This is a genomic window from Flavobacterium sp. MK4S-17 (assembly GCF_009848495.1).
In the GTDB taxonomy this organism is placed as follows: domain Bacteria; phylum Bacteroidota; class Bacteroidia; order Flavobacteriales; family Flavobacteriaceae; genus Flavobacterium.
The window spans coordinates 1-25,445 of the sequence record NZ_WWEP01000012.1 but is presented as its reverse complement, the minus strand read 5'-3'; the positions used below and the strand labels follow the sequence as shown (position 1 = coordinate 25,445).

Genomic DNA, 25,445 nt, shown 5'->3' with positions numbered 1-25,445 from the left:
TTTTTAGGTAGTTGCCGGGTTAGTAGTTGTACCCGCCGTGGTTTTACCGGATGCATTTTCAGCTTTTGATAGTGTTCCAGCTATGTCCTCGCCTTTATGTACCACTTCGTCAAACCTTTTCTTTGCAGAATCTTTTACGCTCCTGAATTTATCTTTAAGGTTGCTGCCAAGCTCTTCAGCTTTATCAGAAAAACCGTCAAAATATCCTTTACGTTTGCAAATTACTCCTACTACTGCTAAGGCTGCAACACCAGCTGCAATGCCTAAAACTAATTTTTTGTTACTCATAACGTTTTTATTTTATTGTTCAACTATTATTCAATTTTATTCTATCTGTCACCACTGTTCGTGTCAGGACTTAGGTTGCTTCCTGTGCGTTTTTCGCGGTCCGGGTTTAAATTACTCCTTTCAAATTCCGGCCTTGTTCCCTGGGGGTTTTGCGCCCTGATTTCTTCTTCGTTCCAGTTTTGGGCGTGGTTTTCAATAGGGTTTGCACCTCTTTTCTCAATGTTTTTGTTTTGATCCTGTTGGTTTTCTCCAGGAATTTTTTCATCAGAATGTATCATAGCTTTTTAGTTTTTCTTACAGTTTGAATCTGTAATGATTGCAGTACTAAATTAGCTATATGATTATAGGAATTGTACTAACAATATCCTAAAATTGAGAATATTAACTTTATATTAGTTAATAGGAGCAGAAAGTGTGAAAATTGTTAAATAACTATTGGAAGTATGTATTTAAGCACAAAAACCCTGTACCTGTATAAAAAAGGTATGGGTTTTTAAAATATAGTATGGAAGATGTCGCTATACAAAAAGAGGATGCTCTTCTTCATCATAAATATCATATTCCTCTTCTTCATTCAACTCGGTTATATAACCGAAGAATTTTACAAGTCCGAAGCCTGCAAGAAGTGCCAATAAAAATTTCACCAGTTTCATAATCATTCTTTGTTAATAGGTTTGTAAATAACAATTATTAGGTTTTACCGTTAAATTGTGTGGTGAAATTAGCAATAATAAATTATTATGCCTGCATATTTAATATAACTTTAATATTTGTGAATGAAATATATAACTGGCTTATTTTTAGCTTGATATGTTATTAATATTGAAGTGCAGAATAAAAGCAGCAAACAGTTGTTTTAAATAGGATAAAACAGTACAAACAGCAAAACTCTGCAGGGCATAGAAAAGCCTGAAACAATTTAGTATATTTGTTGCTTTGTAATAAAAAACAAACAAACACCTATGAAATTATTAGAAGGCAAAACAGCTATTATTACAGGTGCAAGCAGGGGCATAGGCCGTGGCATTGCACAGGTTTTTGCAAAGCATGGTGCAAATGTTGCATTTACATACAGTGCTTCAGCAAGTGCAGCTAAAGAACTTGAAGATGAATTAAACGGGCTTGGCATAAAAGCAAAAGGATACCAGTCTAACGCTGCTGATTTTAATGAGGCACAAAAGCTTGTTGACGATGTGCTTGCTGATTTTGGAGCTATAGATATATTAATCAATAATGCAGGTATAACCAAAGACAACCTGCTTATGCGCATCTCTGAAGAGGATTTCGATAAGGTGATTGAAGTGAACCTTAAATCGGTTTTTAACATGACCAAAGCTGTGCAGAAAACCATGCTTAAGCAACGCCATGGCTCTATAATAAACATGAGCTCTGTAGTAGGTGTAAAGGGTAATGCAGGACAGACTAACTATGCCGCCTCTAAAGCAGGTGTTATAGGCTTTACCAAATCGGTTGCGCTGGAGCTGGGTTCAAGAAATATCCGCTGCAATGCCATAGCACCGGGCTTTATTGAAACAGAAATGACCGAAAAGCTGGGAGCGGATGTTGTTAAAGGGTGGACAGAGAATATTCCATTAAAAAGAGGCGGCACACCGGAAGATGTTGCCAATGCCTGTGTATATTTAGCATCGGATATGTCGGCATACGTTACCGGGCAAACGCTTAATGTTGATGGCGGTATGTTAACCTAAGCGGCAATTATAAATCAAATACATTGAAAGGATAACCATACAATGACTACAGGAACAGTTTTATTATTACTACTATCTGCAATTGTAGCTTTTGCGTTATCGTTTTACCAATATCTTTTTAAAGCCGGGAAACGTACAAAAACAGTATTTTTCCTGGCTTTTTTACGTTTTGTAACTTTCTTTTCCATTTTTATACTGCTTATTAACCCTGTAATTACAAGCAGGAGTTATGAAATTGTAAAAACACCCCTTCCTGTACTGGTTGACAATTCACAATCAATAGCAGAGTTAGGGCAGGATAGTATTACAAAAGTACTATTGGAAAAAATTCAGTCCTCAAAAAGCCTGCAGGACAAATTTGATGTACAGCTTTTTACTTTTGATGAGGGGTTTGAAACCGGTTCGGCACCAGACTTTAAGGGAAAGCAAACACATATTGACCAGGCAGCCCAAAACCTTAAACAACTGTACAGGAACAGGAACTATCCTGTAGTTTTACTTACAGATGGCAACCAGACACTGGGTAATGACTATATATACAGCTTTAATCAAAATACCACGGTTTACCCGGTAGTTTTAGGAGATACTACCGTTTATACCGACCTTAAGATAAGCCAGCTTAATGTAAACAGGTATGCGTTGCTAAAAAATAAATTTCCTGTTGAGGTTTTCCTGCAATATAATGGGGATAAGCCCTTAAAAGCGGTATTTTCAATTACAAAAGGTAATACTGTTGTACATAAGGAAAATGTACAGTTTAATGCAGGCAATAAAGCAAAGGCTGTTACTGTTTTACTTACTGCCGATAAAGTTGGTGTGCAAACCTATAAAGCGGTTATATCTTCTACAGAGCAGGAGCGAAACACCTATAACAACAGCAAAAACTTTGCGGTAGAGGTTATAGACCAACGTACAGAAGTAGCACTGGTTTCGGCCATTACACATCCTGACCTGGGCACAATAAAACGTTCTGTTGAAAGTAACAGGCAAAGAAAGGTTACTTTGCTCAAACCTTCTGAACTTAAAGCTATAGATGATTATAATGTTTTAATTTTATACCAGCCTGACGCATCCTTCAGGCAGCTTTTAGATCTGAATAAAAACGCAGGTCTTTCCACATGGATAATTACGGGCAACAGTACAGATTTTAGCCTGCTTAACCAGTACCAGCAGCAGTTAAAATTCAGGATGTCCGCACAGCGGGAAGATTATCTTGCCGATTTTAACAGCCAGTTTAATTTATTTGCACTTGATAATATAGGCTTTGAACAGTTTCCGCCGTTGGAGCACCCGTTCGGTACTATAACAGCAGGACAAAATATGGCAACGCTACTACAGGCAAGGATACGCAATGTGAAAACCGAAAATCCTCTTTTTGCTTTCAGCGAAACTAATGGTAAAAGAAATGCTTTTTTACTGGGAGAGGGGATATGGAAATGGCGTATGGAAAATTATATTGGCAAAAAGTCTTTTGATGAATTTGATGTTTTTATTGATAAAACAATTCAGTTTCTTGCCACCAATTCCAAAAGAAAATCATTAGTGGTAAACCATGAGAATTTTTATAATTCCGGCGAAGTAATAAGTATAACCGCGCAATCATTCAATAAGAATTATGAATTTAATGAAAACGCAAGGTTAACCATTCAATTAAAAACCAAGGCAGACAACAGTGTTAAAACATATGATTTCCTGAAAGGCACTAACGAATATAAGGTTAACCTTGATGGGCTAAGGGCAGGCAATTACAGCTTTACGGTTAAGGAGGCCTCATCCAACTCTGTTTACTCCGGTTCCTTTGAAGTATTGGATTTTGAAATAGAAAAGCAATTTGTGAATCCTGACGTTACAAGGCTGAAACAGTTGGCTGAAAATACCACCGGGGCAGTTTACTATCCTGATACTATTTCAGGGCTTATTGAAAACCTTATTAATAATGCCGATTATAAAGCAATACAAAAGGAAAGGATTATTAAGCAGCCACTAATTGACTGGATATGGCTATTGGTACTGCTTGCAGTATCGCTTGCAGCAGAATGGCTGATCAGGAAATACAATGGGCTATTGTAAGTAATCAGGTATTAAAATTATTATAAATAATATTTCACTCTCTTGCCATTGCAGTACCTTTAAGCTATATCTTAATATTATCGATTATGAAAAAAATAGCTTTATTTGCTGTATTGTTTACTGTAGTAATATTTACTTCATGCGGAAGTGCAAAAGGTGAGCAGCCGCAGCAGATATTAACCGGCAAAACCTGGCAGGTTAAATCAATAAACGGGACTGATGTTTCCATGACCGAATCAACTCCTTACATAAACTTTGGTACAGATAACAAAGTATCTGGCAAGGGAGGGTGCAACAGCTTTAGCGGTTCTTATAATTTAAACCAGGAAGGCGGTATTAATATGAGCCGTTTGGTTTCAACAAAAATGGCATGCCCGGGCCTTGATATAGAAGGCAGGTTTTTTAAAGCCCTGGAAAAGGCAAATATGACTAAAATAACTAATGATAAGCTGGTGCTTATGGATGGTGTAAAGGAAATAATGGTATTAACCCCAAAGCCTGAATAAGGAATAAACTCATAATACGGAATACTAAAAAAGGAGCTTAAAGCTCCTTTTTTAGTATTCCGGCATCAAAAGCTGCACATTATCCTTAAGCCTTTCAATAAGCATATTCATCATCCTCTTATTAAGATTGGATGAATTTTTTATATATTCCCTGAATTCCTCAATAGTAAACAAGGCTATAACCATGCCTTTTAAAGCATTACGGAACTTTATATCCTTGTGTATGGCATTTTCTATAAATACCAGTTTCTTTTCGGTTGTAAGGTTAAAAAAGTCATTTTTATGCTTGTTTACATAATTAAGAAACGATTCTATAAACAGGTCGTTTTGTAATTTAAGTATAGGGCGTATGGTTTTATTCTGAAATATCTCTTCTGAAGAAGATTGCGGGTGTATCTCTCCAATGGTACCGCCACGCAGGGAAAGTATTCCCTCATCTCTATTATTCATTTTCTTTTTTCTTAAAGATAAAAAAAACCTCTGCATTATGCAGAGGTTTTTTAAAAATTTATTTAAACTTTAATTAGTTTTTAAGTATAAATGTAACTCTTCGCACCACTTGGCGTGCATACTTGGAGTCTTTGTTTACAGAAGCATCCTCTCCGTTACCTACTATATTAAGCCTTGAGGCTTCAATACCTGAGTCAACAAGTATTTGCTTAACATTTTCAGCCCTTCTTCTTGAAAGCTCCTGATTGTAAGCCGTGTTACCCACTTCATCTGCATAGCCTATAACATCTGCGCTTACAGTTGGGTTGTCTTTAAGGTATTTAACAAGGAAGTTTATACCGTTAACAGACTGTGCATTCGGCTGGTCTTTATTAAAGTCAAAGTAAACATTAATATAACCACTGTTTATCAGGTCTGCTATATCAGAACTGATTCCTTTTCTAAGCTCTGTATCCCTTGTTTCAATGTAAGATTCAAGCTCATCCGGTATTCCGTTTTCATTTCTGTCAATTGTGCGCCCTTTGCTGTCCACAGCTACACCTGTAATAGTGTTAGGCTCGGCATCAAGATAATCAGGAACGCCATCTTTATCAGAGTCGTTCATCATTGTTTCAAGTTCCCCAATCCTGTCTTCCAGTTCTTCTAAGTCATCCGATTTTTCATCAATAAACCAGTCGGCATGTTTTTGGTGTTTTCCAAAATATACTGTAAGTCCAAGTGAAGCATTATACAGTGTGCTGTCAAACCCTTGCTTTGTACCCCTGTCATAAGATGTGCCATCCCAGTTTCTCTGCTGGGCAAAACTGTTTATCATGGTAAAGTCCGCATTTAAAACAACACGGTCAGATATCCTGTACTGCCCTGTTAAACCTATAAGGAAATTACCTATATTATCCTGCCCGTCAAAAAAATCGCCATTAGAAAGCTGGCCTACACCAACCCCCATATGCCCTAAAAGGTTAAGTCTTTGTGTCCAGTGCTCAAATTCCATAATACGCCCAAGGTTGGCATAACCCTGAAGGCCTATTCTTATCAATGTAGATTGCGTATCTTCAAGCCCTCCGCCGCCATCGGCATTTAAAACATCATAACCACCTTCCAGTTTAAAACCGAATTTTGTATTAAGCATGTACCTGAAACCCAGGTCTGCATGAAATAAATTGAAAGCCTTAATATTATAGCCTTCCATAACAGGGTTAGCTGCTTTGGAAAAACCACCGTTAGCTTCAACAGACCACCTGTTAAAGTCGTTACTGCCGACAGATTCACCTTCTTCCTGCGCACTTAGGTGAAGTGTGCCGAGGCAGAAAAATAAAAATGGAAGTACAATTTTCTTCATACAAAATCAAGTTAATTATTTTTAGGAGCTTTGAAATTTTCCGTAAATGTAATAATTTTAAAAATAGGCTATAACAGTCTTATTTTAACAAATAATCACAAATGTAAGTAATGTTTTCAATTTCCAATCCTTACGACTTAACTTTTTTAGCTGATTATCAGTATTTTACTGATAATCAAGTCATTCAAATGTTAAAATTAAGCCAAAAAACGCAACCTTCATGGCAAAAATTTAATATTAATGAAAGGCTGAAATTTATCAAAAATTTAATAATTAGTTTAAAAACCGGGCAGGATAAGCTGGCAAAACAAGCTACATTAGAGATGGGCAAGCCTATTATGCAGTCTGTAGCCGAGGTAAAAAAATGCCGGCTTTTATGCGAATACTATATTGAAAATGCTGAACAATTCCTAAAGGGCAGCCATATTAAAACCGATGCTGCCGAAAGCTATACTGTGCATGAGCCTTTGGGTGTTATACTGGGTGTAATGCCCTGGAACTTTCCTTACTGGCAGGTTTTCCGCTTTGCCATACCGGCTATTATAGCAGGAAACGTTGTGGTAGTTAAGCACGCATCCAATGTAGCAGGCTGCGGGGAGCTCCTTGAAGCCTTATTTAAGGATGCCGGATTTCCGGATGGTGTGTACCAAAACCTTTTAATTTCAGGCAGCCAGGTTGAAAAAGTAATCCAAAACCCTATAATTAAAGCAGTTTCATTAACCGGTAGTGAAAAGGCCGGGGCTGCTGTAGCTTCGGCTGCGGCTAAGGAAATTAAAAAATCTGTGCTGGAGCTGGGCGGCAGCAACGCATTTATTGTTTGCAGGGATGCGGATATTGATAAGGCTGCAAAAACGGCTGTAAATGCACGCATGCAAAATACAGGGCAAAGTTGTATAGCCGCAAAACGTTTCATAGTGCATGAGGCTGTATATGATGAGTTTGTAGATAAATTTAAAAAAGGCGTTGAAGCTTTAAAGTATGGCAACCCGCTGGATAAAGAAACCGAAATAGGCCCTGTTGCCCGCGTTGACCTTGCTGAAGATGTGGAAAAACAGGTTAACAAATCTGTAGAAATGGGAGCAAGGATATTAACAGGAGGCGAACGTAAAAATGCTTATTATAAGCCTGCCATAGTGGTTGATGTTACAACTGACATGCCTGTTTTTAAAGAGGAGGTTTTTGGCCCGGTTGCTGCCGTAATTAAATATAATTCATTTGAGGAAGCTGTAGCACTTAGCAATAAATCATCGTTTGGCTTGGGGGTAACGGTTTTTTCTACAGATGTTGAGGGCATAAAAAAACAGGTACACCTTTTTGAGGAAGGTGCGGTATTTATAAATGCAATGGTTAAATCCGATCCTGCTTTGCCTTTTGGAGGCGTTAAGCGTTCAGGCTATGGGCGGGAACTTGCAGAAAATGGTATTAAGGAGTTTGTAAATGTAAAAACAGTATATATAAAATAAAAGGTTGTTCAGGCAAAGAGCAAAGTGTGCTAATAGCACAAAAACCTTAAAGCATAGAGTTAATAATAACAAGAGTCCGAATTATCGGACTCTTGTTATTAAACTTCACTAAAGTTATTATTCTGTAATTTTAAAACTGATACCTCTCATTGTGGCCCAGCCCTGTGCATCTGTAAGCTGTATCATAAAATGATAATCTCCTGCATCAATGTCTTCAGGAATAGTAATTTGCTGTTCAGCAATAAATTCCTTACTGTTTTCAGGTATAGTATAGGTGAAAGTTGCAGCCCATGGATTCACCGGGGTTTTTACAGGGTCAAATTCGCATGAGCCAACTTCTGTGTCATGGGAATGGTGGTCAAAGTTATTGTGTATGTTAATGCTGTAAGCACCCAGTTCAACATTATCCTTAAATAAGGCTTTAAAATTTATTACCTGGCCTCTTGCAACTGTTGCACAACTGGTAGGGAATGCACCTTCAACAGATGTATCTATAACAGGTTTTACATCATCTACAGATGAGGATGAATCATCACTGCTGCAACTAAAGGCCAGCGCAATAAAAAAAAGGCTTCCTAAAATTTTTATTTTGTTCATAAATTTAAATTTATGTGCGGCGGCATACCGCCGCACAGATTATACCATTATTCTATTTCAAGCTCATATTCAGCCGTATGGGTGTGCCCTTCATCATCTGTTACCGTGATGTGGAAATGATAAGGCCCGGTTGGCTGTGAAGCCGGTATAGCTATATGCTCATGAAAGTTAACATTGGTCTGCCCTGCATAATTAGTAAATTCTGCTTCAATTTCAGGCGCAGAGGCATTAGTTTCATGATGTATTTCTATGGAAACTGTTGCTATAGCATGTACTGATGTAATTGTACCCTCTATATGCATTTCTTCACCTGCATGCGCATGAGAACTGCCAATTGAGCCATGGCCTATTTCCGTTAGGGCAATGCTTATTTCGCCCTCACTGTCAGCAGGCAGTATTTCGATTTCTGTCTCGGCAGTTTTAGTATTTCCATCCATATCTGTAACTGTTAAGTGCAGGTGGTACATACCTGCAGGCTGTGTTGCAGGAATATCTATATGCTTATGGAATGTAGCATTTATTAAGCCGTTATAGTCGTTGTATGTAGCCGTTATTTCAGGAGCCTCATTATTGTCCTCACTATGAATTTCTATTGCAACGCTTGCAATTTTAGCTTTGGCTATTATTTCAGCCTCAAGGTGAAGGTCTTCCCCGGCATGGGCATGCGCCGGTGTGCCGCCATGGCCAACCTCCGTAAGTGTTATATCAATATTAGGTGATATGGTTCCGTTATCGTCATCGCTGCTGCATGATGTTAATGGAGCAATTACTACCAGCGATAATAGTGTTGTTAATTTTGAAATATATTTTTTCATTGAAGTTGTTATAAATGTTATTCTTTTAATTGTATTATGTATCTATGCTGAAGTTTATAAAACAGGGGGTGCCCTGCCGGAGTTTGAGCCGTAAAAATTATTGCTAAACGTACTTTGTATATTTACGCCTGCTTCTTTTTTAAAGTTATGCAGTATATAAGGTGTATTGTATTCAATACCGGTTTCATTTATAAAGTGAAAGAAATGAAAATCACAATAGGCACAGTGGATTTCATCGGCTGAAAGTGTAGCTGTTTTATTGTGTACAATAGGTTTGTCATGATGATGCATAAAAACCATGTGCAATGGGTTCAGTAGCTGAGGGCTCATGAAAACCATTGCCATAAGTATTGAATAAATAGCTTTTATGTATCTTTTAGACTGCATTTAAAACGAGAAAGGTATTTTGGCGGTTATAATAATATTTCTGCCGGGATCTGGCACACCAATAATCCTGTAAAAACTGGTATGGTTTAAATTACTTGCATTAAACAGGTTTTGAACCTGTACATTTATATTGATAAGGTTATTATTAAGAGGGATGTCGCCCCCAAATGAAAAATTGAACAGGTTATATCCGGGAGTTTTATTTTCAGGCGGTACTATATTATTTTGTGCTCCAACAAGCTTATAATCTATACCTGCATACAGATTTTTGAAATTTTTAAAATCATCAGTATAGGTAAAGTTAAACAGCGCTGAAGGCGGAGGGGAGAAGGGGAGCGTAAAACCTTTTTTTGGCCCTGACTGCTGCTCGGAATAAACATATTCACCTACAACCCCAACAGTATAATGCGATGCAAAACTGTAATTTATTTTTACTTCACCGCCATACCGCAAAACCTTGCTTTGGGTGTATTTAAAAATCTGGTTACCGGCTCCATAGGCATAATCATACTCAGGAGTAGGGTTAAGGTAAATGTAGTTCGGGAAATAATTTACAAAGGGCGATACATCTACCATCAGGCCATAATTCTGCCATGTAGCACCTAAATCAAGTTGGTATGATTTTTCAGCACTTAAATCCGCATTGCCCAATTCATAGCTAAACTGGTGATAATTTACCCCGTTTGAAGCCAGTTCTTTTGCAATAGGCATCCTGAAGCTTTGCCCGGCATTAGCCCTTAAATTCCAGTTGCCGGGGTTATAGTTAAGCCCCACAGCCCAACTTGGGCTGTCAAAACTTCGTTTCATGGCAAATGCCCTTTGCAGGTATTGCGGTGTGCTGTTTGCGTCAGTAGTAAACCAGTCAAAATAATTCTCTGTTTTAATAGTGCCATAGTCATACCTTGCCCCTAAATAAAGTAACAGGTTTTCGGACAAAGCTATTTTATCGTAAGCAAAAATTCCTGTGGAAAACTGGTTATAAGCCGGTATGATAAAGCCCCAGCCACCAATATTGTTATCCTGGTATTCGGCATTTAACCCTATGGTTAAATCATGCCTATTAATTATAAAGCTATCGCGTAGGTTAAGCGAATAAACATTTTTGCTGAATTCTCTTTCCAGAGTTTCAGGTATAGTCATACTTTCAGGATAAACGGGTGGCATAAACCCATGGCTTATATAGTCGCTAAATTCCTGCCTGTAATTGTTTTGATACCCAAGTTCCATTTCAAAATTATGCCTGCCCATTTTGTAATTGGTACGGTTAATAACTTTAAAATGATTAACATCCTGATATGGGTTCTGGATATCCCTGTCGGATGCATCGTGCAAACCGGTATCTACATTTCTTGGCTCCAAGCCGTGGGCATTGGCAAACAATCCGCTTTTGGTTTTAAGATTGCTCACATAAAATACCGAAGATAAATCCTCTGAAACAAAGCCTGCCGTTAAATGTAGGTTAAGCTCATTGCCGGCAGTATTCCTAAGCCTGTTTTTATATAGCGGAGCCTTGTACGAATATATGTTAATGTAATCTACAGGCACTTTATAATCTGCATAATCAATAGCTGTTACACGTGCGTCAAAAAATAGTTTTTCCTTCCTGCCAAACAGGTTGAATGATGAGCCGTATAAATTATTGTTGGTTTTGCCAGTAAATTCAACTGAGCCGCCTAAAGTGCCGGGTAGTGGCGGCCTTGGTTTTTCAATTTCTATAATGCCCCCAATAGCATCAGAACCGTATAAAAGTGAAGCAGGCCCTTTAATAAGTTTTACACTGCCTATTGAATACTGGTCTATTTCCAGCCCATGGTCTGCGCCCCATTGCTGGCTTTCATGTTTTATGCCGTTTTCGGTAACTACTACACGGTTAAAGCCAAGCCCCCTTATCACTGGCTTGGATTGCCCAGAACCAATACTTATTGCACTTATACCGCCAATATTTTCAAGCGACTGCATAAGGCTGCCCCCCCTGTTCTTGCGCAGATAATTGCTGTTTACGGTTTCAGTGCCTAATGCTGTGCTTTTCCTGCTTTTTTCGGCACTACTTTCCGCTTTAACTATAACTTCTTCAAGTTTGGTACTTACAGGCATAAGCCTTGCATTTAATACCATATCCTCTTTTATGGTAATAATAGTATCAAGGCTTTTATACCCTATATAAGAAATTATAACACGATGACTGCCACGGGAGAGCCCATGAATTTCATAGTAGCCTGTAGGGCTGCTGTTTGCATGCAACTGCCCTATGTGTATATGTGCCCCGTCAAGAGGTTGTTTCGTTACAGCCTGTACAGTACCGCTAAGGGTATTTTGTGCGTATAGGCATCCGCCTGTTGCCAACAGGGCCAACAGGCATATTAAATATGTTTTCATGATTATTCAGTTCAGGAATAAATACATACCTGTAATGTTGTCCATTACAGAAGTTGGTATATTCTTAAACCAGTACAGGTGGGCCGCGGTGTGCAAAAAGGCTGCCGGCAAAAGAAGGTGAACCCTCTATAGTGCTGAAAGTGTAGTGTATTTGCTGAAAAGGAAAATCAAGCCTAAGACAAAACTGCTGTGGAGCCACGAAAAAATCAAAGTGAAAATCGCAGATTGAACAATCCTCATGTTCATGTGTATGGTTTGTGCCGAAATGCCTCACTTTTTCATCTTCATGCTTTTCATGGCTGTGCCCATATTGATTGCTATGGCTTAAAGCATGAAAAGACTGATAGGCGGTTGTAAGCAATACAACAGCCATAAGCAGCAGGTTTAATAAGGCAAACTTCCTTTTCATAAGCATGCAAAGATACATTTAAAAATTACAATAATGCAATACTGTTGCGATAATTACACCTTTAACGTAAGAAATTTTGTGATAATGTTAAAAGTAAATTTTAGCGATAGTGGCTAAATTTGATAATCAGTCTTTTTCCAGAACTTAAACTGTTTAAAATGAAAACATTTTTTTTCCTGTTTAGCCTTTTTTGTTTTGCCTCATGCTCTTTTCCTAAAGACCCTGAAAATTCTTATGCTACTGCCAAAAGCAGCGGACTGAAAGTTGGCTATGTGCACCACCCGCCATTTAGTTTTAAAGTATCAGATGAGCCGGCAGGAAGTGAGGTAGAAATGATTAATGAGTTTGCAGATGAACAAGGTTTAGAGGTACATTATATTTATGGTACTGAAAGTGAACTTATAAAGAAAATGGAAAATTACAAACTGCATATAATGGTTGGTGGCTTTAAGAAAAATACTATGTGGAAGGAAAAGGCAGGATTAAGCACTACTTATACCGATAACGATAACTGCATTTTAGTAGCACGCGGCGAAAACAAGCTGCTGTATGAACTTGAAACCTACCTGTTAAACTATAAAGAAAAGAAATGAAAATCAGGCAATTTGAACTTCCGCAGGAACTTAAACCTCAATTTGAAAGGGCTAAAAAACTGGAATGGATTACTTTTTTTTACCTGCTGAGCGTAGTAGTAATCATGTATATTGTAATGGGTACATCACAGGCAATGAAATCGGCAACGCTTGAAGATGCTTTAGGGCTTATACCCTGCATAAGTTTTTTAATAGGCTCAAGATACTTTGCCAAAAGCCCCAATAAAAACTTTCCTTATGGCTACCATAGTGTGTTCGGTATAGCATTCCTTGCCGGATCGCTGGCACTTTTTGCCATGGGCATTTATATAGTAGTTGACTCTGTTATTACACTTTTTTCTGCTGAGCATGCCACTATAGGCAGCACAGTAATTTTTGGCAGGCAGGTATGGATGGGCTGGATTATGATACTTGTTTTACTATACAGTGCCATACCCGCCATGATTTTAGGTTTTAAGAAATTACCTATTTCGGTAAATCTCCATAATAAAATATTGTTTACAGATGCTGATACACAAAAAGCCGATTATATGACAGCTTTTGCAGCCATTGCAGGCATTATAGGCATAGGCATGGGTTGGTGGTGGGCAGATGCTGCCGCTGCGCTTTTTATAGGGATATCTGTTGTAAAAGATGGTTTTACCCAGCTAAAAACGGCTGTGTTGGACTTAATGGACCGCCACCCTGTGCACACGAAAACAGGCAAAAAGGAAGAACTTGTAGAAAAACTGGCTGCCGAAGTACAGGCGTGGGACTGGGTACAGGATTCAGCCGTGCGGATGAGGGAGCAGGGACAGGTTTTTTTTGGCGAGGTTTTTATAGTGCCTGTTATTATGGAACAGCTTCCTGAAAAAGCGGAACTCGCCGTAAAGCACTTAAAGGCCGTTGACTGGAAGCTGTATGAAATTATAGTAAGTATAGTTGAAGAAGTACCTGAATGGGAATAATTTAAATAAATTTTATGGAGCTGCATTAACAGCCATCACCCGGAATAAATCGGCATTACTTATCAAAAAGCTGTTTTCAAGCGATATTTGCTGTATCATGGCCGATATTAGATTGTTTTCGCGGGAGTTGATTATAAATATGGAGCTTTCCCCAAAAGAAAAAAGCCTTTCCTCTGCTTCCAGCATTTTACGGTAATCATCCACAAGGTTATTAATCAGGCCTGACTGTTTTTTTAACGATGTCAGTTCTGTAATCTGTGCATCAATCTTGTTTTTAATCTGCAGCCTTTCCTGCAAAAGTTCATATTGCGTATCCTGCAACTTTAGTTTTGCCAGCTTAAGCGCACCCCGTTCTTTCCTCAGGAAAATAGGAAATGAAAAATTAAGCCCTATTTTATAATCTTCCGTACGGAAAGAATCAAATTGCGAAGGTTCTGAAAGGTAATAATAACCAAGGTCAATTTTTGGCAGCAGGTAGTTTGCTTTAAGCTTTCGCTCAATATTAAGCATTTCGATCTTTGTTTCCAGCATTTTAAGTTTAGGATGCCCTGCAATTATTTCTTCCGGGTTTCCGGACCGGGCTGTATTTAAAACTTCAGGAATACTTTCCATCAGGTTTATTTCTGGCTTTAAATTTTCTGCAGGCTCAACAGGTGTACCGTTTATCCACAGGTAGTTTGCCAGTTCAAGGCGTGCCTTGTTAAGTTTAAGTATTGCATTTTCAAGCCCCAGTTCCCGGTTTTTTACCGATATACCTGTTTCTATACTGTCAATGGCAGGTTTATCACCCTGTTCAATCAACTTCAATACGCCGTTATAACGCACCTTGGCATAATCAAGGTATTCCCTGTACATTTCAACTTCGTTATAATGCCTTAACCATGAAAAATAAGCAAGTGAAGCATTATATAAAACTTCCAGGCTTGCCAAACGCTGCTGCGACTCGCTAAGCTGTAACTGCAGCCTTGCCTGCCTTATGTCGGCCATCCTGCGGTTTATAAACAATCCCTGCCCAACGGGCACAGTTACGCCTAATGATGTAAGCCCCTGGTTTGGTGTGGTATTTTGCGGATTTACATAAATACCTTCGCTGTTATCAAAAGCGGCCTTAATTTCTATACCATACCAGGTGGGAATTTTAAAACTGCTGTTTAAAATAGAGTAATACTCTTTATCCTTAAACTGTTTTTTATCGAAATCCACTTCAATCTTAGGGTCAAAGCCGCCACGGGCTTCCATCAGCCCCGCCTGCGCCTTATCAATTTCCAGGTTGGCACGGCTTACAAGGGGATGATATTTTTTTACATACCCCAAATACTCCCTGAAGCTAAGCACATCCTGCTGAAACTCCTGTGCATTAACCGGGGCTTTTGCAAAAACCAGTGAAATTATAAGTATATAAAATGCTTTCATACTTATTTTTTGCTGTTATTTTGAGTTGCTGCCGCTGTTTTATCTATACCGGGAGCGGTATAATAATTAGGGGGGAAGCCGTTAAGGTTTCGCCATATTTCATACCATACCGGTACAACATCAAGCAGGGCGAGGGTTTGTGCCCCGGCACCTATACTTAGCTGTTCGGGCCAGGGTTCTTCATCCTTATCGGGTGAAACCAGTATCCTGTATTTGCCGTTTGGGCTTATAAAGTTTTCAATAGCCACTACACGCCCCCCAAAAGTACCGTAAGATATGCCAGGCCATCCTGAAAATACTATGGTTGGCCATCCGTCAAACCAAATCCTTATTTTACTGCCTTTTTTAATTAAAGGTAAATCTATAGGGTCAACAAAGGTTTCTACGGCAATGTCATATCCTGCCGGCATTATGCTTACAATGGGCGTACCCTCCTTAATGGTTTCGCCTATACCGCTAAGCAGGGCTTTGTTTACATAGCCGTTTTGTGGTGCTTTTATATAATACAGCCCATTGCGTATGCTGTAATTAACATATTGGTTTTCCAGCTTGGTAACCTGTGCATCAGTATCATACTGGCTGCTTAGCGCAGTATATTTATCACTGCTGGCTTTTGATATTTTTTCGGTGTATTCTGCACCTATTCGGTTTATTTCTACTTTGGCGTTTATCAGTTCATTTTTAGATGCCAGAAGGTTATTTTCCTGTGTAATTATTTTTGCCTGGGCTTCCTGTAGCTTCAGCCTTTTTTCCTCTACTTCTGTTAATGGTTTAAGTCCGTCTTTGTTAAGAGTTACTGCCCTGTCAAACTGTGTTTGTGCAATGGTTAATTGTGTTTTAACAGCGGCAAGGTCCATACTGTCGCTTTTAACTTTAAGCTGCGCCTGTTTAATTTTATTCCTTGCCTGCTCAAGTTTAAGTCCCAGTTCTGTGCGCAGCGATTGTATCTGCCCTTCAAGGGCTCCCACCTTATCGCTGTAGGATTCGCTCGCCATTTTTTTAGCGTCTACCTGCTGTTTTGTATTTTCTACAAGATTAGGGTCGAAATATTCTTCCTTGATTTCAGATATAAAAACAATGGTATCGCCTTTTTTTACAAAATCACCCTCCTGTACATACCATTTTTCAACACGCCCTGCAATAGCCGAGTGTATTGTTTGCGGGCGCTGGTCTGGCTTCAGCGTAGTTACGGCACCTGTACCCCTTATATTTTGCGTCCATGGCAAAAACAGCCCAATAACGCTTAAAAGGCATACAAAGCCTATTATCCTGTTAAGGATTTTATAGTGCGGCCTGCTGTTAAGCACTTTTATCGTCTCATAATCTGTACCGTTTTCTACATGCACAGGATTGTTGTCTGATATATTAAGCATTGCCGGTTATTTTTATATCGTTACTAATTTCACCATTATCCATTTCAATTTGCCTGTTGCAGGCTTTTTTCCAGTTGTCATCAACAGATGATACAATAATTGTCCAGTTGTTTTCGGCACTTACAAGAAAATCTATTATTTTTCGTGCTGACTCTGTATCCATGCTTATTGTAGGTTCTTCAAGAATCAAAACCTTTGGGCGGCTTACTATAGCTCTTGCAATCATTATTTTTTGCACAACCGACCTTGTTAACTGCCTTCCGTCAGGATTTACCGGGGTATCAAGCCCCTGCGGCAGCCTTTTTACAGTATTGGTTAAGCCAACTGCATTAAGTGCCCATTTTACGTCCTCACCATTTACATAAGGATTATTAAAGGTAAGGTTTTCCCATAATGTACCTTCAAACGGCGTGTCTTCCTGCATTACTATGCCCATAAAATTTTTATAGTATTCCCTTTCGGCCCTTTTCATTATATTATCATTAATATACAAAGTGCCGGAAGTGGGGGACAGGAAACCCGAAAACAGGCGCACTAAAGTAGTTTTCCCGGAATTATTTATCCCTGTAATGAATACCTTTTCGCCGGGTGTAATTTTTAAATTTATTTTCTTAATAATATCGGTATCGTTATCCGGATACCTGTAACTCATGTCTTCTGTTTCAATAGTTATGTTTTTTTCAGGAGCCTTATCTTTTAATTTCTTTTTGTTTTCATCAATCTCCATATCGGTAACATTACCAATTTTTTCAACAGCAGTCAGTACGTCATATAGTGTCTCTAATCCTATTATTAATTTTTCAACAGAGTTTATAACTAATAATATTATAATCTCGGCAGCTACAAACTGGCCTATATTCATTTTTTCGCTGAGTACCAAAAATCCGCCTACAGATAAAAGCCCCGCAGTTATAAAAACTTTATACAGTATGAGCTGCGAAAACTGCCTTTTAATTATATTGAAATGTTTTTCCCTGAAGGAAACATAATTGTTTACAAGCTGGTCATTTTTAGTAAGGGCATAATCAAAGCTTTTTTCCCTGTTAAAGCTTGTTTTATTTCGTGCTATTTCCTGCAGCCAGTAAGCAACCTTATATTTAAATGTTGATTCCTTAAGGCTGGTATTTAAGCCCTCCTGAAATGAAAATTTAAAAATAATATATAGTATAATAACAAGCAGCACACCAAATATTATAAAGAAGGGGTGATAAAGTGAAAGCAGTACAAGGCCGAGGCTTACCTGCAAAAGTGCTGTTGTAAAATCCAGCAAAAGCTTTGATGTACCTTTTTGTATGGTAAGGGTATCAAAAAAGCGGTTGGCAACTTCAGGAGGATATTTATCATACAGTGCGTTAAACGTTATTTTGGGCAGCCTGTATGCAAATTCGAATGAGGAGCGGATAAATATTTTTTGCTGGAGGTTTTCGGTTATCCTTAACTGCATAAGGGTTAATATGCCAACAAGGGCTACACCCAGTGTTACAATTACTATAAGTACAATCCAGGATACACTTGCCTGCCCACTTTGTATAAAGTTTACTATAGCCTGTATGCCTAAAGGTAATGAAAGGCTTATAAGCCCTGAAAAAGCTGCATATATAAAAATTTGATATACATCCTTTTTATCAAGCTTAAGTAAGTTATAAAATCGTTTTAGCGGAGTCATACTGTTATTTTAAAATTTTGCACACCATATCTATATAAAAATCTGCAGGTGAAACGGAGTTATTACAATTTGTTATTGTTTGAATGTGCTGCCCTAAAAAATGCTGGTGAAGCGAACCTTCCACAATATTACTTGATAAACTTTCAGGATAAGGATAGTCAGGATTTACTTCCTTAATAATGCCTGAAATACGTAAAATAACCCGTTTATATATCTGGAAAAAGCCATTCTTGTTTTCTTCATCCACCTCTTTAGTTAAAAAGGTTTTTGTAAAATCGGTTATTATAATCCTTTGTAAAACTGACTCATTTATGTGCTCGGTGGTTATATCGTCTTTAATTTCCTCGGTAAATAAAGTTATGGTTTTTTTTAGCCTGTCATGCGGATTTACAAGGTTGGCAGTTTCAAAAACCAGCCGGTATTCCATCCAGCTCCAGTACCATGAGGTGAGGTAGATTAAAAGCTTATGCTTATTTTCAAAATACCTGTAAATAGAACTTTCATTGCTTTGTATTTTTTGTCCCAGTTTCTTAAAAGTAAAGGCTTCAAAACCTACCTCGTCAATAAGCAAAATACTTTGGCTTAAAATTTTCCTGCCTAATGGGGTGGTTTCAGGATCTTTTAAGTAAATATTTTCGTTTATCCTTAATTTTACATTAGACAATATTACTCTCATCATTAAAACATTTGCTGACAAAAATAATAGTAATACTTTTAAATTTAAAATGAAATAATATTTTTTAACTTTTGTTCATCGAACTATTATAAATTATTCAGGTTATTAAGATAATAATCTGCTTTATTCAGTATATCAGCTTTATTTTTTATTTTATCCCATAGCCTGTACACCATCCCTAAGCGCGGGTTGTCCTTAAGTTTCTCCCTGTGCCTGTCATGAAAGTTCCAGTAAAGGCTGTTGAAAGGGCATGCTTTGTCTTCTGTTTTTTTGTTTTTGTCATAATAGCAGTCATCACAGTAATTGCTCATTTTGCTAATGTAATTGGCACTGCCTGTATACGGTTTGGTTGCTGTAATACCGCCATCTGCATACTGGCTCATGCCTCTTGTATTGGGCAGTTCAACCCATTGGATAGCGTCAATATAAATACCAAGGTACCACTCATCGGTATATTTAGGGTGAATACCTGCCAGCAGCGCAAAATTACCGGTAATCATAAGCCTTTGTATATGATGGGCATAGGCATGTTTTAATGATTGATTTATACAGTGTTTCAGGCAGTTCATTTTAGTATTGCCGGTCCAGTACCATTCTGGAAGCTGCCTTCTATGATTAAGAAAATTATTATTTTCAAATTCAGGCATGTTCATCCAGTAAATTCCGCGCATAAATTCGCGCCAGCCTAAAATCTGCCTTACAAACCCTTCAATCTGGTTAAGTGAAATATTTTTTCGGTCTTTTTTCCACGCTTTTAAGGCTGCATCAATAACCTCAAGGGGCGAAATCATTTTTGTATTAAGGGAGAAGGAAAGCCTGGAGTGGTATAATGACCATTCTGAAGTGTGCATACTGTCCTGGAAGGTACCAAAAAGCGGCAGGCAGTTTTCTGTAAAATAATCCAGCAGCTTTAGCGATTGTTTTCTGCTTACAGGCCATAGCAGGTTTTCAGGTTCAATTTCACCTATGGTTTTAATAGCTGCTTTTTCTATCCTTTTATACTGAGTGCTTACGTTATTAGATAATAAGTAAGGCGGTAGCGGCTTGTGGTTTTTTGGTAGCTTCTTCCTGTTTTCCGAATCATAATTCCATTGCCCGCCTTCCGGTTTTCCATTTTCAACCATTATGTTATGCCTGCGCCGCATCTCCCTGTAAAAGTTCTCCATTATTATGGATTTTTTACCTGAGAAGAATTTTTTTAAATCATCCCTTTTCGTAAAAAAGTGTTCAGAATCTGTAACCGAATATTGTATTTTTAGCTTATTGCAGTAATCATATAATGCAGCATCCAGCCTGTACTCATCAGGAAGCTGATATTCAAAGTTTTTTATACTGTACTTACTGATAAGCATGCTACAGTTTTTACCAAAATCCTGTTCATTATTTTTATCGTCAAGCTTTAAATAAGTTACTGCATGGCCTGCAGCTTTCAATTCAGTATAAAAATTTTCCATGGCTGCAAAAAAGGCAGTAACTTTTTGAATATGATGCCAGGCATAGTCGGTTTCAGTACGTACTTCCATAAGAGCATACAATACTGAATCATCCTGTTTACTGAACCAGGAATGATTTATATTAAGCTGGTCGCCCAGTATAAGGCGTAATGTATTATATACTTTTTTCATTTTTATTGTTCCTGCAACGCTCACTGCAGTATTTTACCTCATTCCAGCTTTTACTCCATTTTTTTCTCCACGCAAAAGGCCTGTTGCAAACAGTACATATTTTTACAGGGAGATGTTGCTTTTTCATACTTTCAGCGTTTGGAAATTTTATTTCCGGTTATATTTTTTTGCCTGCTGCATTTAAAGCGTGAAATACTGCTGTTGCGTTTGGCTGCATGCTTAGTCCTGCAGTTTTCAACCCGCTTGCGCCAAAGTTTGTAACTGCTGAATTTAAGCTCTGATTTCATAAAAGCCCTCACTTCATCTTCCTGCAATCCAAACTGGTATTTAATAGCTTCAAAGGGAGTACGGTCCTCCCATGCCATTTCAATAATCCTGTCTTTATCTTCCGCAGAAAAATTGCTATTCATTTTTCTCTGTAATTTTATTAATCATGCCGTTAAAAATAAAATAATGAAAGGGTAGTACTGCATACCAGTAAAGCCTGCCGGCCAGCCCTAATGGGCGGAAGGTGGCTGTTTGTGTAACAATGCCGTTTTTTACACTGAATTCCAGCCATGCTTCTCCCGGCAGCTTCATTTCCGCATATAGTAAAAGCCTTTTTTCTTCGCGGTTAGCATATAATACACGCCAAAAATCCAGCGATTCGCCTGCTGAAATCAATGCCCTGTTCTTGCGTCCTCTTTTAAGCCCCACTCCGCCAAATAATTTATCAAGAAACCCCCGGAAACTCCACAGCCAGTCGGCATAATACCAGCCGGCTTCGCCACCTATGGCAAAAATCCTGTCGGTAGCTACTTCGGGGTTATTGGTTTTAGCTGTTTTCCTGTCAACAAAAACGCCATATTCCGGTACTTTTATGTGCTTTGAAAGGCTTTTATATAACCTGCTTTTTCCAAAGGCATCTTTCCAGCTTGATAAAACAAGGTTTTGCTCAATTTTATCAAATGCAATTTTTATGGCTTCTTTATACGGTATCAGTTTTATACCCAATTTTTCCTGCAAATCATTTTGGTTTGCAACCACATCAATCTTCATGCTGTTTACCAGGTTTTTTGCCAGCGAATAGGATGTTGAGGTTACAAAATAAAGCCAGTAGGAGGAAAGCCTGGGCGACATAACAGGTACTGTTATTATACGCCTTTTAAGTTTGCGCACTTCGGCAAATTGCAAAAGCATCTGCTTATAGGTTAATATGTCAGGGCCGTAAATATCAAAATGCCTGTTGTAGGTTTCCTCTACATGCAATACACCTGATAAAAATTCTATAACATTGCGTATGGCTATGGGCTGGCATTTGGTATGCAGCCATTTTGGGGCAACCATTACAGGGAGTTTTTCTACCAAATCCCTTATTATTTCAAATGAGGCACTGCCGGAACCTACTATAATACCTGCCCTTAAAGTTGTTAATGGCACATTGCTGCTGCCCAGTATTTCTTCTACATTTTTTCTTGACGATAAATGTTCTGAAAGCTCTTTATCATTAATAATGCCACTTAAATAAATTATCTGTTTTGCAGAAGTTGAATTAATCGCCCCAACAAAATTGCGTGCTGATTTTTCCTCAAGTCTGCTAAACTTACCGTTAGAACTCATAGAGTGTACCAGGTAATAAGCAGCATCTATATTTTGAGGAAAGGAATTAAGGCTGTCCCTTTCCAAAAGGTCGGCCTCAATAATGCTTATCAGGTTCTTATTTTCAAACTTATTCCTGTTAAAGCGCTTTGCATCGCGCACTACACATACCACCTCATGCCCCTTTTCCAGGAGTACAGGCAGTAAGCGTTGGGCAATATATCCGGTAGCCCCTGTAAGCAATATTTTCATAATTATTTTATTATAGTCCCTAAACCGCCATTTAGCCCAAAAACCTGGCCTGTAGCCCATGTAGGCTGTGTAATCAGGTAATGTGCAAATGATGCTATTTCCTCTGCTGAGCCTATAGATTTTAAAGGATGCCTCAGCTTGTTGGCTTCTTTTTTTGCATCACTGTTTAGCAATTGTGCTGCAAGTGGTGTATTTGTTAATGATGGCGCAATGGCATTTACAGATATGCCGGGTGCCAGTTCTGCAGCCAGCGAACGCGTTAACCCTTCCACCGCACCTTTTGCCATTGCAATACTGGCATGGTAGGGCAGCCCTGCCTGTACAGCCACACTGCTAAATAAAAGTATAGTGCCATTATTGTTACTTCTTACATTGCCGAGGTATTTTTTTATAAATGTAAGCGCTCCTTTTGCGTTTATATGTAAATCCCTTTCAACATCTGCGGCAGACAGGCGCTCTACAGATTTTAAGGTAATGCTTCCGGGGCAATAGGCAAGTCCTTTTACATTTTCGGCTATATCCGGCAATGGTGCATCACTTAAAAAATCATGCCTGATATGCCTGTAATTTTCATTGCCTTTTAACGCGCCGGGTGTCCTGCTGATGCCATAAACAATATTATTGCCTATAAGTTTTTTTGCAAGCTCCAAACCAATACCGCTGCTGGCACCTGCAATTACGTAAATATTACCTGAAGTACTCATCATAATTATTTTTAACTGACTTAAAATATTTTGAATAGGAAGTGTACTGACTGTCAATTTTCGGGGCAAGCCATTCCCTGCATTCTGTTTCTGCTCCGGGATAACTGAATAGTGGGTGTTCCTTTGCAATGAACTTGTGGTTTGGAAACTGTTGCTTTAATTCCTCATATTCACCTGTAAAAACCTGCAACCCATTTATATTGCCTGCAAGCTGAAGTATAAATTCCATAACCTTTTCACTTACAGGATAAATTGAAAAATGGGAAGGTTCCAATAGCAGTACTCGGTTAATGTCTTCATCTTTATGCCAAATTGGGTCAAGATTATAAGAGTTATATATTGCTATAGGCTTTTCATTAAAGTTTACCTCTTTTTTTTCAGGTAGAATAGTATAAAACTGTATGATGCTGTTTTCTTCAAATTCAGTAATAGTGCTTATTCCTTCAAGCTCCTCATATGTTTTATCCAAAAAGGTATTTTGCTGCTCCGTGCCGCAAAACCTGTTTATATTTTCCTGGTTGGCAATATATTTTTTAGCTGTCAGTAATCCGTAAACCCATTGCCAGCTACTGTAGTTGCTTGCAACATCGCCATCCAGTAATTGGTAATACATCCATTGGGCGGGAGAGTGGAAATTATAACCCGCCATATGGCAAAGGGAAGAAGTGTACATTCTTATATGGTTGTGCATATAGCCGGATTGGTATAAATTATTTATGGCAACATCAATAGCTGCAATGCCTGTAGCAGCTTTTAATATTGCATTTGGGATACCTTTTTTTGTGTTTGTGTCGGGATAAAAGGCTTCCCTGTCACTGTTTTTATTATGCTGAAGCAGCCTTTGAAAATACTCCCGCCAAAGCAATTCCTTTAGAAAAGCCTCACATTCCTTTGCTGTATAATTTTGCCGTATAACATTATAAACATAGGATGTACTTATTACACCCCTCGATATATAAGGTGACAGCATGGAAACTTTTCCATTTGTATAATTCCTTGTTTCAGCATAAGCTACAGGATTAATAGCTTTTATCCTTTCAACTATTTCATTATATAAAACAGGAAACACCATACAAAATATTTGTTTAATATATTTCAAAAATAATTAAACAAAACATAATTTGTTTCATCCTTAACAAGAAACAATATTATTTTAACAAGTGTTGAAACTGAATGTTTTAAGTTTGGTTAAATAAAAAAGCCGCCCATTAGGGCGGCTTTTATTGTAAGGCTTTATTTTTATTTATCCTTTACAATTTTTTTGGTAATAGTTCCTTTATCCGAAGATATATTGAATATATATACGCCTGATTCCAGCGAAGATATATCAACCTGTTCCAAATTACCTGCAAGAGATTGTTCTTTTACCCTCCTGCCATTAATATCATAAATGCTTAAAGTTACATTTTTGAACATTGAGATATCTGAAATTTTAATATTCACAACTGTAGTTGCAGGGTTAGGGTAAACTGTTACTGCACCTTTATAAAAGTCCTCACGTGACAGAGGAGGGGATACAACAACAGTTACTTCAGCCTGGCTGCAGTTTGTAGCATTACCAATTTCGCAAATTGAATATACAATAGTGTAATTTCCTTGTGTTGCGGTAGCCGGAACTGTAAGGTTACCATCGGTGTCAATTGTTACACCTGTCATGCCTCCGTCATCTGTAATGGTAATAGTAATATCACCATCATTAACAGGATTGGCATTCATAAGATCGTTTCCGGTAACATCACCCGCTACGCCTCCGGTTCCCTGATTGATTACTGTAGTACTGAAATCATCATCTGCAGCAAGCAGGCTATTGCTTACAGTCAGTAATGCAGTTTCAGACTCAACAGTACATGTACCGTTGTTGGTTAGAACCACCCTGTACAGGTAATCATTAAAGCTGGAAGGCACATTGGTAAGCGAAAGCTCACTTGTAGTTGCTCCTGAATAAACAGGGTTTGTACCTCCGTCAGCAACATCATTCCAGATAGTACCGTTTGTACTTACCTGCCATTGATAGCTGTCAGCATTTGATGCGTTTACTGTAAATGATGCATTTCCACCCGCTGCAACTGTTTCATCTTCAGGTTGCGCACTGATTAGAATAGCAGCAGGCTCTGTAATAGTAAATGACTGCGTAGCTTCACAACCATTGGCATCCGTTACCGTTACGGTATAAGTACCTGCTGAAAGCCCTGTTGCTGTTGCAGCCGTA

The 25,445-nt window shown here is 38.3% G+C and carries 27 protein-coding genes; 6 read left to right on the top strand and 21 right to left on the bottom strand.

Going from position 1 to position 25,445, the window contains the following annotated elements; genetic code table 11:
- Positions 1–3: 3 nt before the first annotated feature.
- From GSF09_RS05570 to GSF09_RS13800, 3 genes are all read right to left on the bottom strand, one after another.
- The gene (locus tag GSF09_RS05570; RefSeq protein ID WP_159799951.1) at positions 4–288 is read right to left on the bottom strand and encodes a hypothetical protein; all 285 of its coding nucleotides are present in this window, start codon (positions 286–288) and stop codon (positions 4–6) included.
- Positions 289–329: 41 nt separating this feature from the next.
- On the bottom strand, positions 330–566 hold the full coding sequence (locus GSF09_RS05565; protein ID WP_159799950.1) for a hypothetical protein: 237 nt from the start codon (positions 564–566) through the stop codon (positions 330–332).
- Between the two features lie 240 nt (positions 567–806).
- Positions 807–941: a hypothetical protein gene (locus GSF09_RS13800; RefSeq protein ID WP_255457740.1), complete on the bottom strand. Its 135-nt coding sequence runs from the start codon at positions 939–941 to the stop codon at positions 807–809.
- Positions 942–1,250: 309 nt separating this feature from the next.
- Between GSF09_RS13800 and fabG the strand changes: the two genes are divergently transcribed.
- From fabG to GSF09_RS05550, 3 genes are all read left to right on the top strand, one after another.
- Positions 1,251–1,997: a 3-oxoacyl-[acyl-carrier-protein] reductase gene (fabG, locus tag GSF09_RS05560; RefSeq protein WP_159799949.1), complete on the top strand. Its 747-nt coding sequence runs from the start codon at positions 1,251–1,253 to the stop codon at positions 1,995–1,997.
- 42 nt (positions 1,998–2,039) lie between these two features.
- Complete coding sequence (locus GSF09_RS05555; RefSeq protein ID WP_159799948.1) at positions 2,040–4,067, top strand: hypothetical protein; 2,028 nt, start codon at positions 2,040–2,042, stop codon at positions 4,065–4,067.
- Positions 4,068–4,153: 86 nt separating this feature from the next.
- Complete coding sequence (locus GSF09_RS05550) at positions 4,154–4,573, top strand: META domain-containing protein (protein ID WP_159799947.1); 420 nt, start codon at positions 4,154–4,156, stop codon at positions 4,571–4,573.
- Positions 4,574–4,624: 51 nt separating this feature from the next.
- Here GSF09_RS05550 and GSF09_RS05545 read toward each other — a convergent pair whose 3' ends face one another.
- Positions 4,625–5,023 carry a glyoxalase gene (locus tag GSF09_RS05545; protein ID WP_159800040.1) on the bottom strand — a complete coding sequence of 133 codons (399 nt, stop codon included), beginning with the start codon at positions 5,021–5,023 and terminating at the stop codon, positions 4,625–4,627.
- Between the two features lie 73 nt (positions 5,024–5,096).
- Entirely contained in the window at positions 5,097–6,362 is a 1,266-nt protein-coding gene (locus tag GSF09_RS05540; RefSeq protein WP_159799946.1) for an OmpA family protein, read from the bottom strand.
- Between the two features lie 110 nt (positions 6,363–6,472).
- On the opposite strand from GSF09_RS05540, the gene GSF09_RS05535 reads away from it, so the two are divergent.
- Complete coding sequence (locus GSF09_RS05535) at positions 6,473–7,825, top strand: NAD-dependent succinate-semialdehyde dehydrogenase (protein WP_159799945.1); 1,353 nt, start codon at positions 6,473–6,475, stop codon at positions 7,823–7,825.
- A gap of 117 nt (positions 7,826–7,942) precedes the next feature.
- On the opposite strand, the gene GSF09_RS05530 is transcribed toward GSF09_RS05535, so the two are convergent.
- The 5 genes from GSF09_RS05530 to GSF09_RS05510 form a co-directional block, all read right to left on the bottom strand.
- On the bottom strand, positions 7,943–8,422 hold the full coding sequence (locus GSF09_RS05530) for a DUF4625 domain-containing protein (protein WP_159799944.1): 480 nt from the start codon (positions 8,420–8,422) through the stop codon (positions 7,943–7,945).
- A 47-nt stretch (positions 8,423–8,469) separates the two neighbouring features.
- On the bottom strand, positions 8,470–9,237 hold the full coding sequence (locus GSF09_RS05525) for a DUF4625 domain-containing protein (protein WP_159799943.1): 768 nt from the start codon (positions 9,235–9,237) through the stop codon (positions 8,470–8,472).
- Between the two features lie 54 nt (positions 9,238–9,291).
- A complete protein-coding gene (locus GSF09_RS05520; RefSeq protein WP_159799942.1) occupies positions 9,292–9,624 on the bottom strand; it encodes a hypothetical protein in 333 nt (110 codons plus the stop codon).
- Positions 9,625–12,000: a TonB-dependent receptor gene (locus tag GSF09_RS05515; protein WP_159799941.1), complete on the bottom strand. Its 2,376-nt coding sequence runs from the start codon at positions 11,998–12,000 to the stop codon at positions 9,625–9,627. It abuts the gene before it with no gap.
- A gap of 64 nt (positions 12,001–12,064) precedes the next feature.
- The gene (locus GSF09_RS05510) at positions 12,065–12,409 is read right to left on the bottom strand and encodes a hypothetical protein (protein WP_159799940.1); all 345 of its coding nucleotides are present in this window, start codon (positions 12,407–12,409) and stop codon (positions 12,065–12,067) included.
- A gap of 158 nt (positions 12,410–12,567) precedes the next feature.
- Between GSF09_RS05510 and GSF09_RS05505 the strand changes: the two genes are divergently transcribed.
- Both GSF09_RS05505 and GSF09_RS05500 read left to right on the top strand, forming a co-directional pair.
- A complete protein-coding gene (locus GSF09_RS05505; RefSeq protein ID WP_159799939.1) occupies positions 12,568–13,002 on the top strand; it encodes a transporter substrate-binding domain-containing protein in 435 nt (144 codons plus the stop codon).
- Positions 12,999–13,949 carry a cation transporter gene (locus GSF09_RS05500; protein ID WP_159799938.1) on the top strand — a complete coding sequence of 317 codons (951 nt, stop codon included), beginning with the start codon at positions 12,999–13,001 and terminating at the stop codon, positions 13,947–13,949. Before GSF09_RS05505 ends, GSF09_RS05500 begins: the two co-directional genes overlap by 4 nt.
- A gap of 12 nt (positions 13,950–13,961) precedes the next feature.
- Here the strand turns inward: GSF09_RS05500 and GSF09_RS05495 are convergent, their stop codons facing one another.
- The 11 genes from GSF09_RS05495 to GSF09_RS05445 form a co-directional block, all read right to left on the bottom strand.
- Positions 13,962–15,362: a TolC family protein gene (locus GSF09_RS05495; protein ID WP_159799937.1), complete on the bottom strand. Its 1,401-nt coding sequence runs from the start codon at positions 15,360–15,362 to the stop codon at positions 13,962–13,964.
- 2 nt (positions 15,363–15,364) lie between these two features.
- Positions 15,365–16,735 carry an HlyD family secretion protein gene (locus tag GSF09_RS05490; protein WP_159799936.1) on the bottom strand — a complete coding sequence of 457 codons (1,371 nt, stop codon included), beginning with the start codon at positions 16,733–16,735 and terminating at the stop codon, positions 15,365–15,367.
- On the bottom strand, positions 16,728–18,401 hold the full coding sequence (locus GSF09_RS05485) for a peptidase domain-containing ABC transporter (protein ID WP_159799935.1): 1,674 nt from the start codon (positions 18,399–18,401) through the stop codon (positions 16,728–16,730). Before GSF09_RS05485 ends, GSF09_RS05490 begins: the two co-directional genes overlap by 8 nt.
- Positions 18,402–18,405: 4 nt before the next feature.
- A complete protein-coding gene (locus tag GSF09_RS05480; protein WP_159800039.1) occupies positions 18,406–19,077 on the bottom strand; it encodes a TetR/AcrR family transcriptional regulator in 672 nt (223 codons plus the stop codon).
- Between the two features lie 86 nt (positions 19,078–19,163).
- A complete protein-coding gene (locus tag GSF09_RS05475) occupies positions 19,164–20,702 on the bottom strand; it encodes a cryptochrome/photolyase family protein (RefSeq protein ID WP_159799934.1) in 1,539 nt (512 codons plus the stop codon).
- Positions 20,686–20,829 carry a DUF2256 domain-containing protein gene (locus tag GSF09_RS05470; protein ID WP_159799933.1) on the bottom strand — a complete coding sequence of 48 codons (144 nt, stop codon included), beginning with the start codon at positions 20,827–20,829 and terminating at the stop codon, positions 20,686–20,688. The genes GSF09_RS05475 and GSF09_RS05470 overlap by 17 nt, the downstream gene beginning before the upstream one ends.
- 4 nt (positions 20,830–20,833) lie before the next feature.
- Positions 20,834–21,112 carry a TIGR03643 family protein gene (locus GSF09_RS05465; RefSeq protein WP_159799932.1) on the bottom strand — a complete coding sequence of 93 codons (279 nt, stop codon included), beginning with the start codon at positions 21,110–21,112 and terminating at the stop codon, positions 20,834–20,836.
- Complete coding sequence (locus tag GSF09_RS05460) at positions 21,105–22,532, bottom strand: SDR family oxidoreductase (RefSeq protein WP_159799931.1); 1,428 nt, start codon at positions 22,530–22,532, stop codon at positions 21,105–21,107. The genes GSF09_RS05465 and GSF09_RS05460 overlap by 8 nt, the downstream gene beginning before the upstream one ends.
- Positions 22,533–22,534: 2 nt before the next feature.
- Complete coding sequence (locus GSF09_RS05455) at positions 22,535–23,239, bottom strand: SDR family NAD(P)-dependent oxidoreductase (protein WP_236564853.1); 705 nt, start codon at positions 23,237–23,239, stop codon at positions 22,535–22,537.
- Positions 23,220–24,308, bottom strand: a complete 1,089-nt coding sequence (locus tag GSF09_RS05450) for an FAD-binding domain-containing protein (protein WP_159799930.1) — start codon at positions 24,306–24,308, stop codon at positions 23,220–23,222. The genes GSF09_RS05455 and GSF09_RS05450 overlap by 20 nt, the downstream gene beginning before the upstream one ends.
- A 167-nt stretch (positions 24,309–24,475) precedes the next feature.
- The coding region (locus GSF09_RS05445) for a T9SS type A sorting domain-containing protein (RefSeq protein WP_159799929.1) at positions 24,476–25,445 on the bottom strand (970 nt) is incomplete at its 5' end.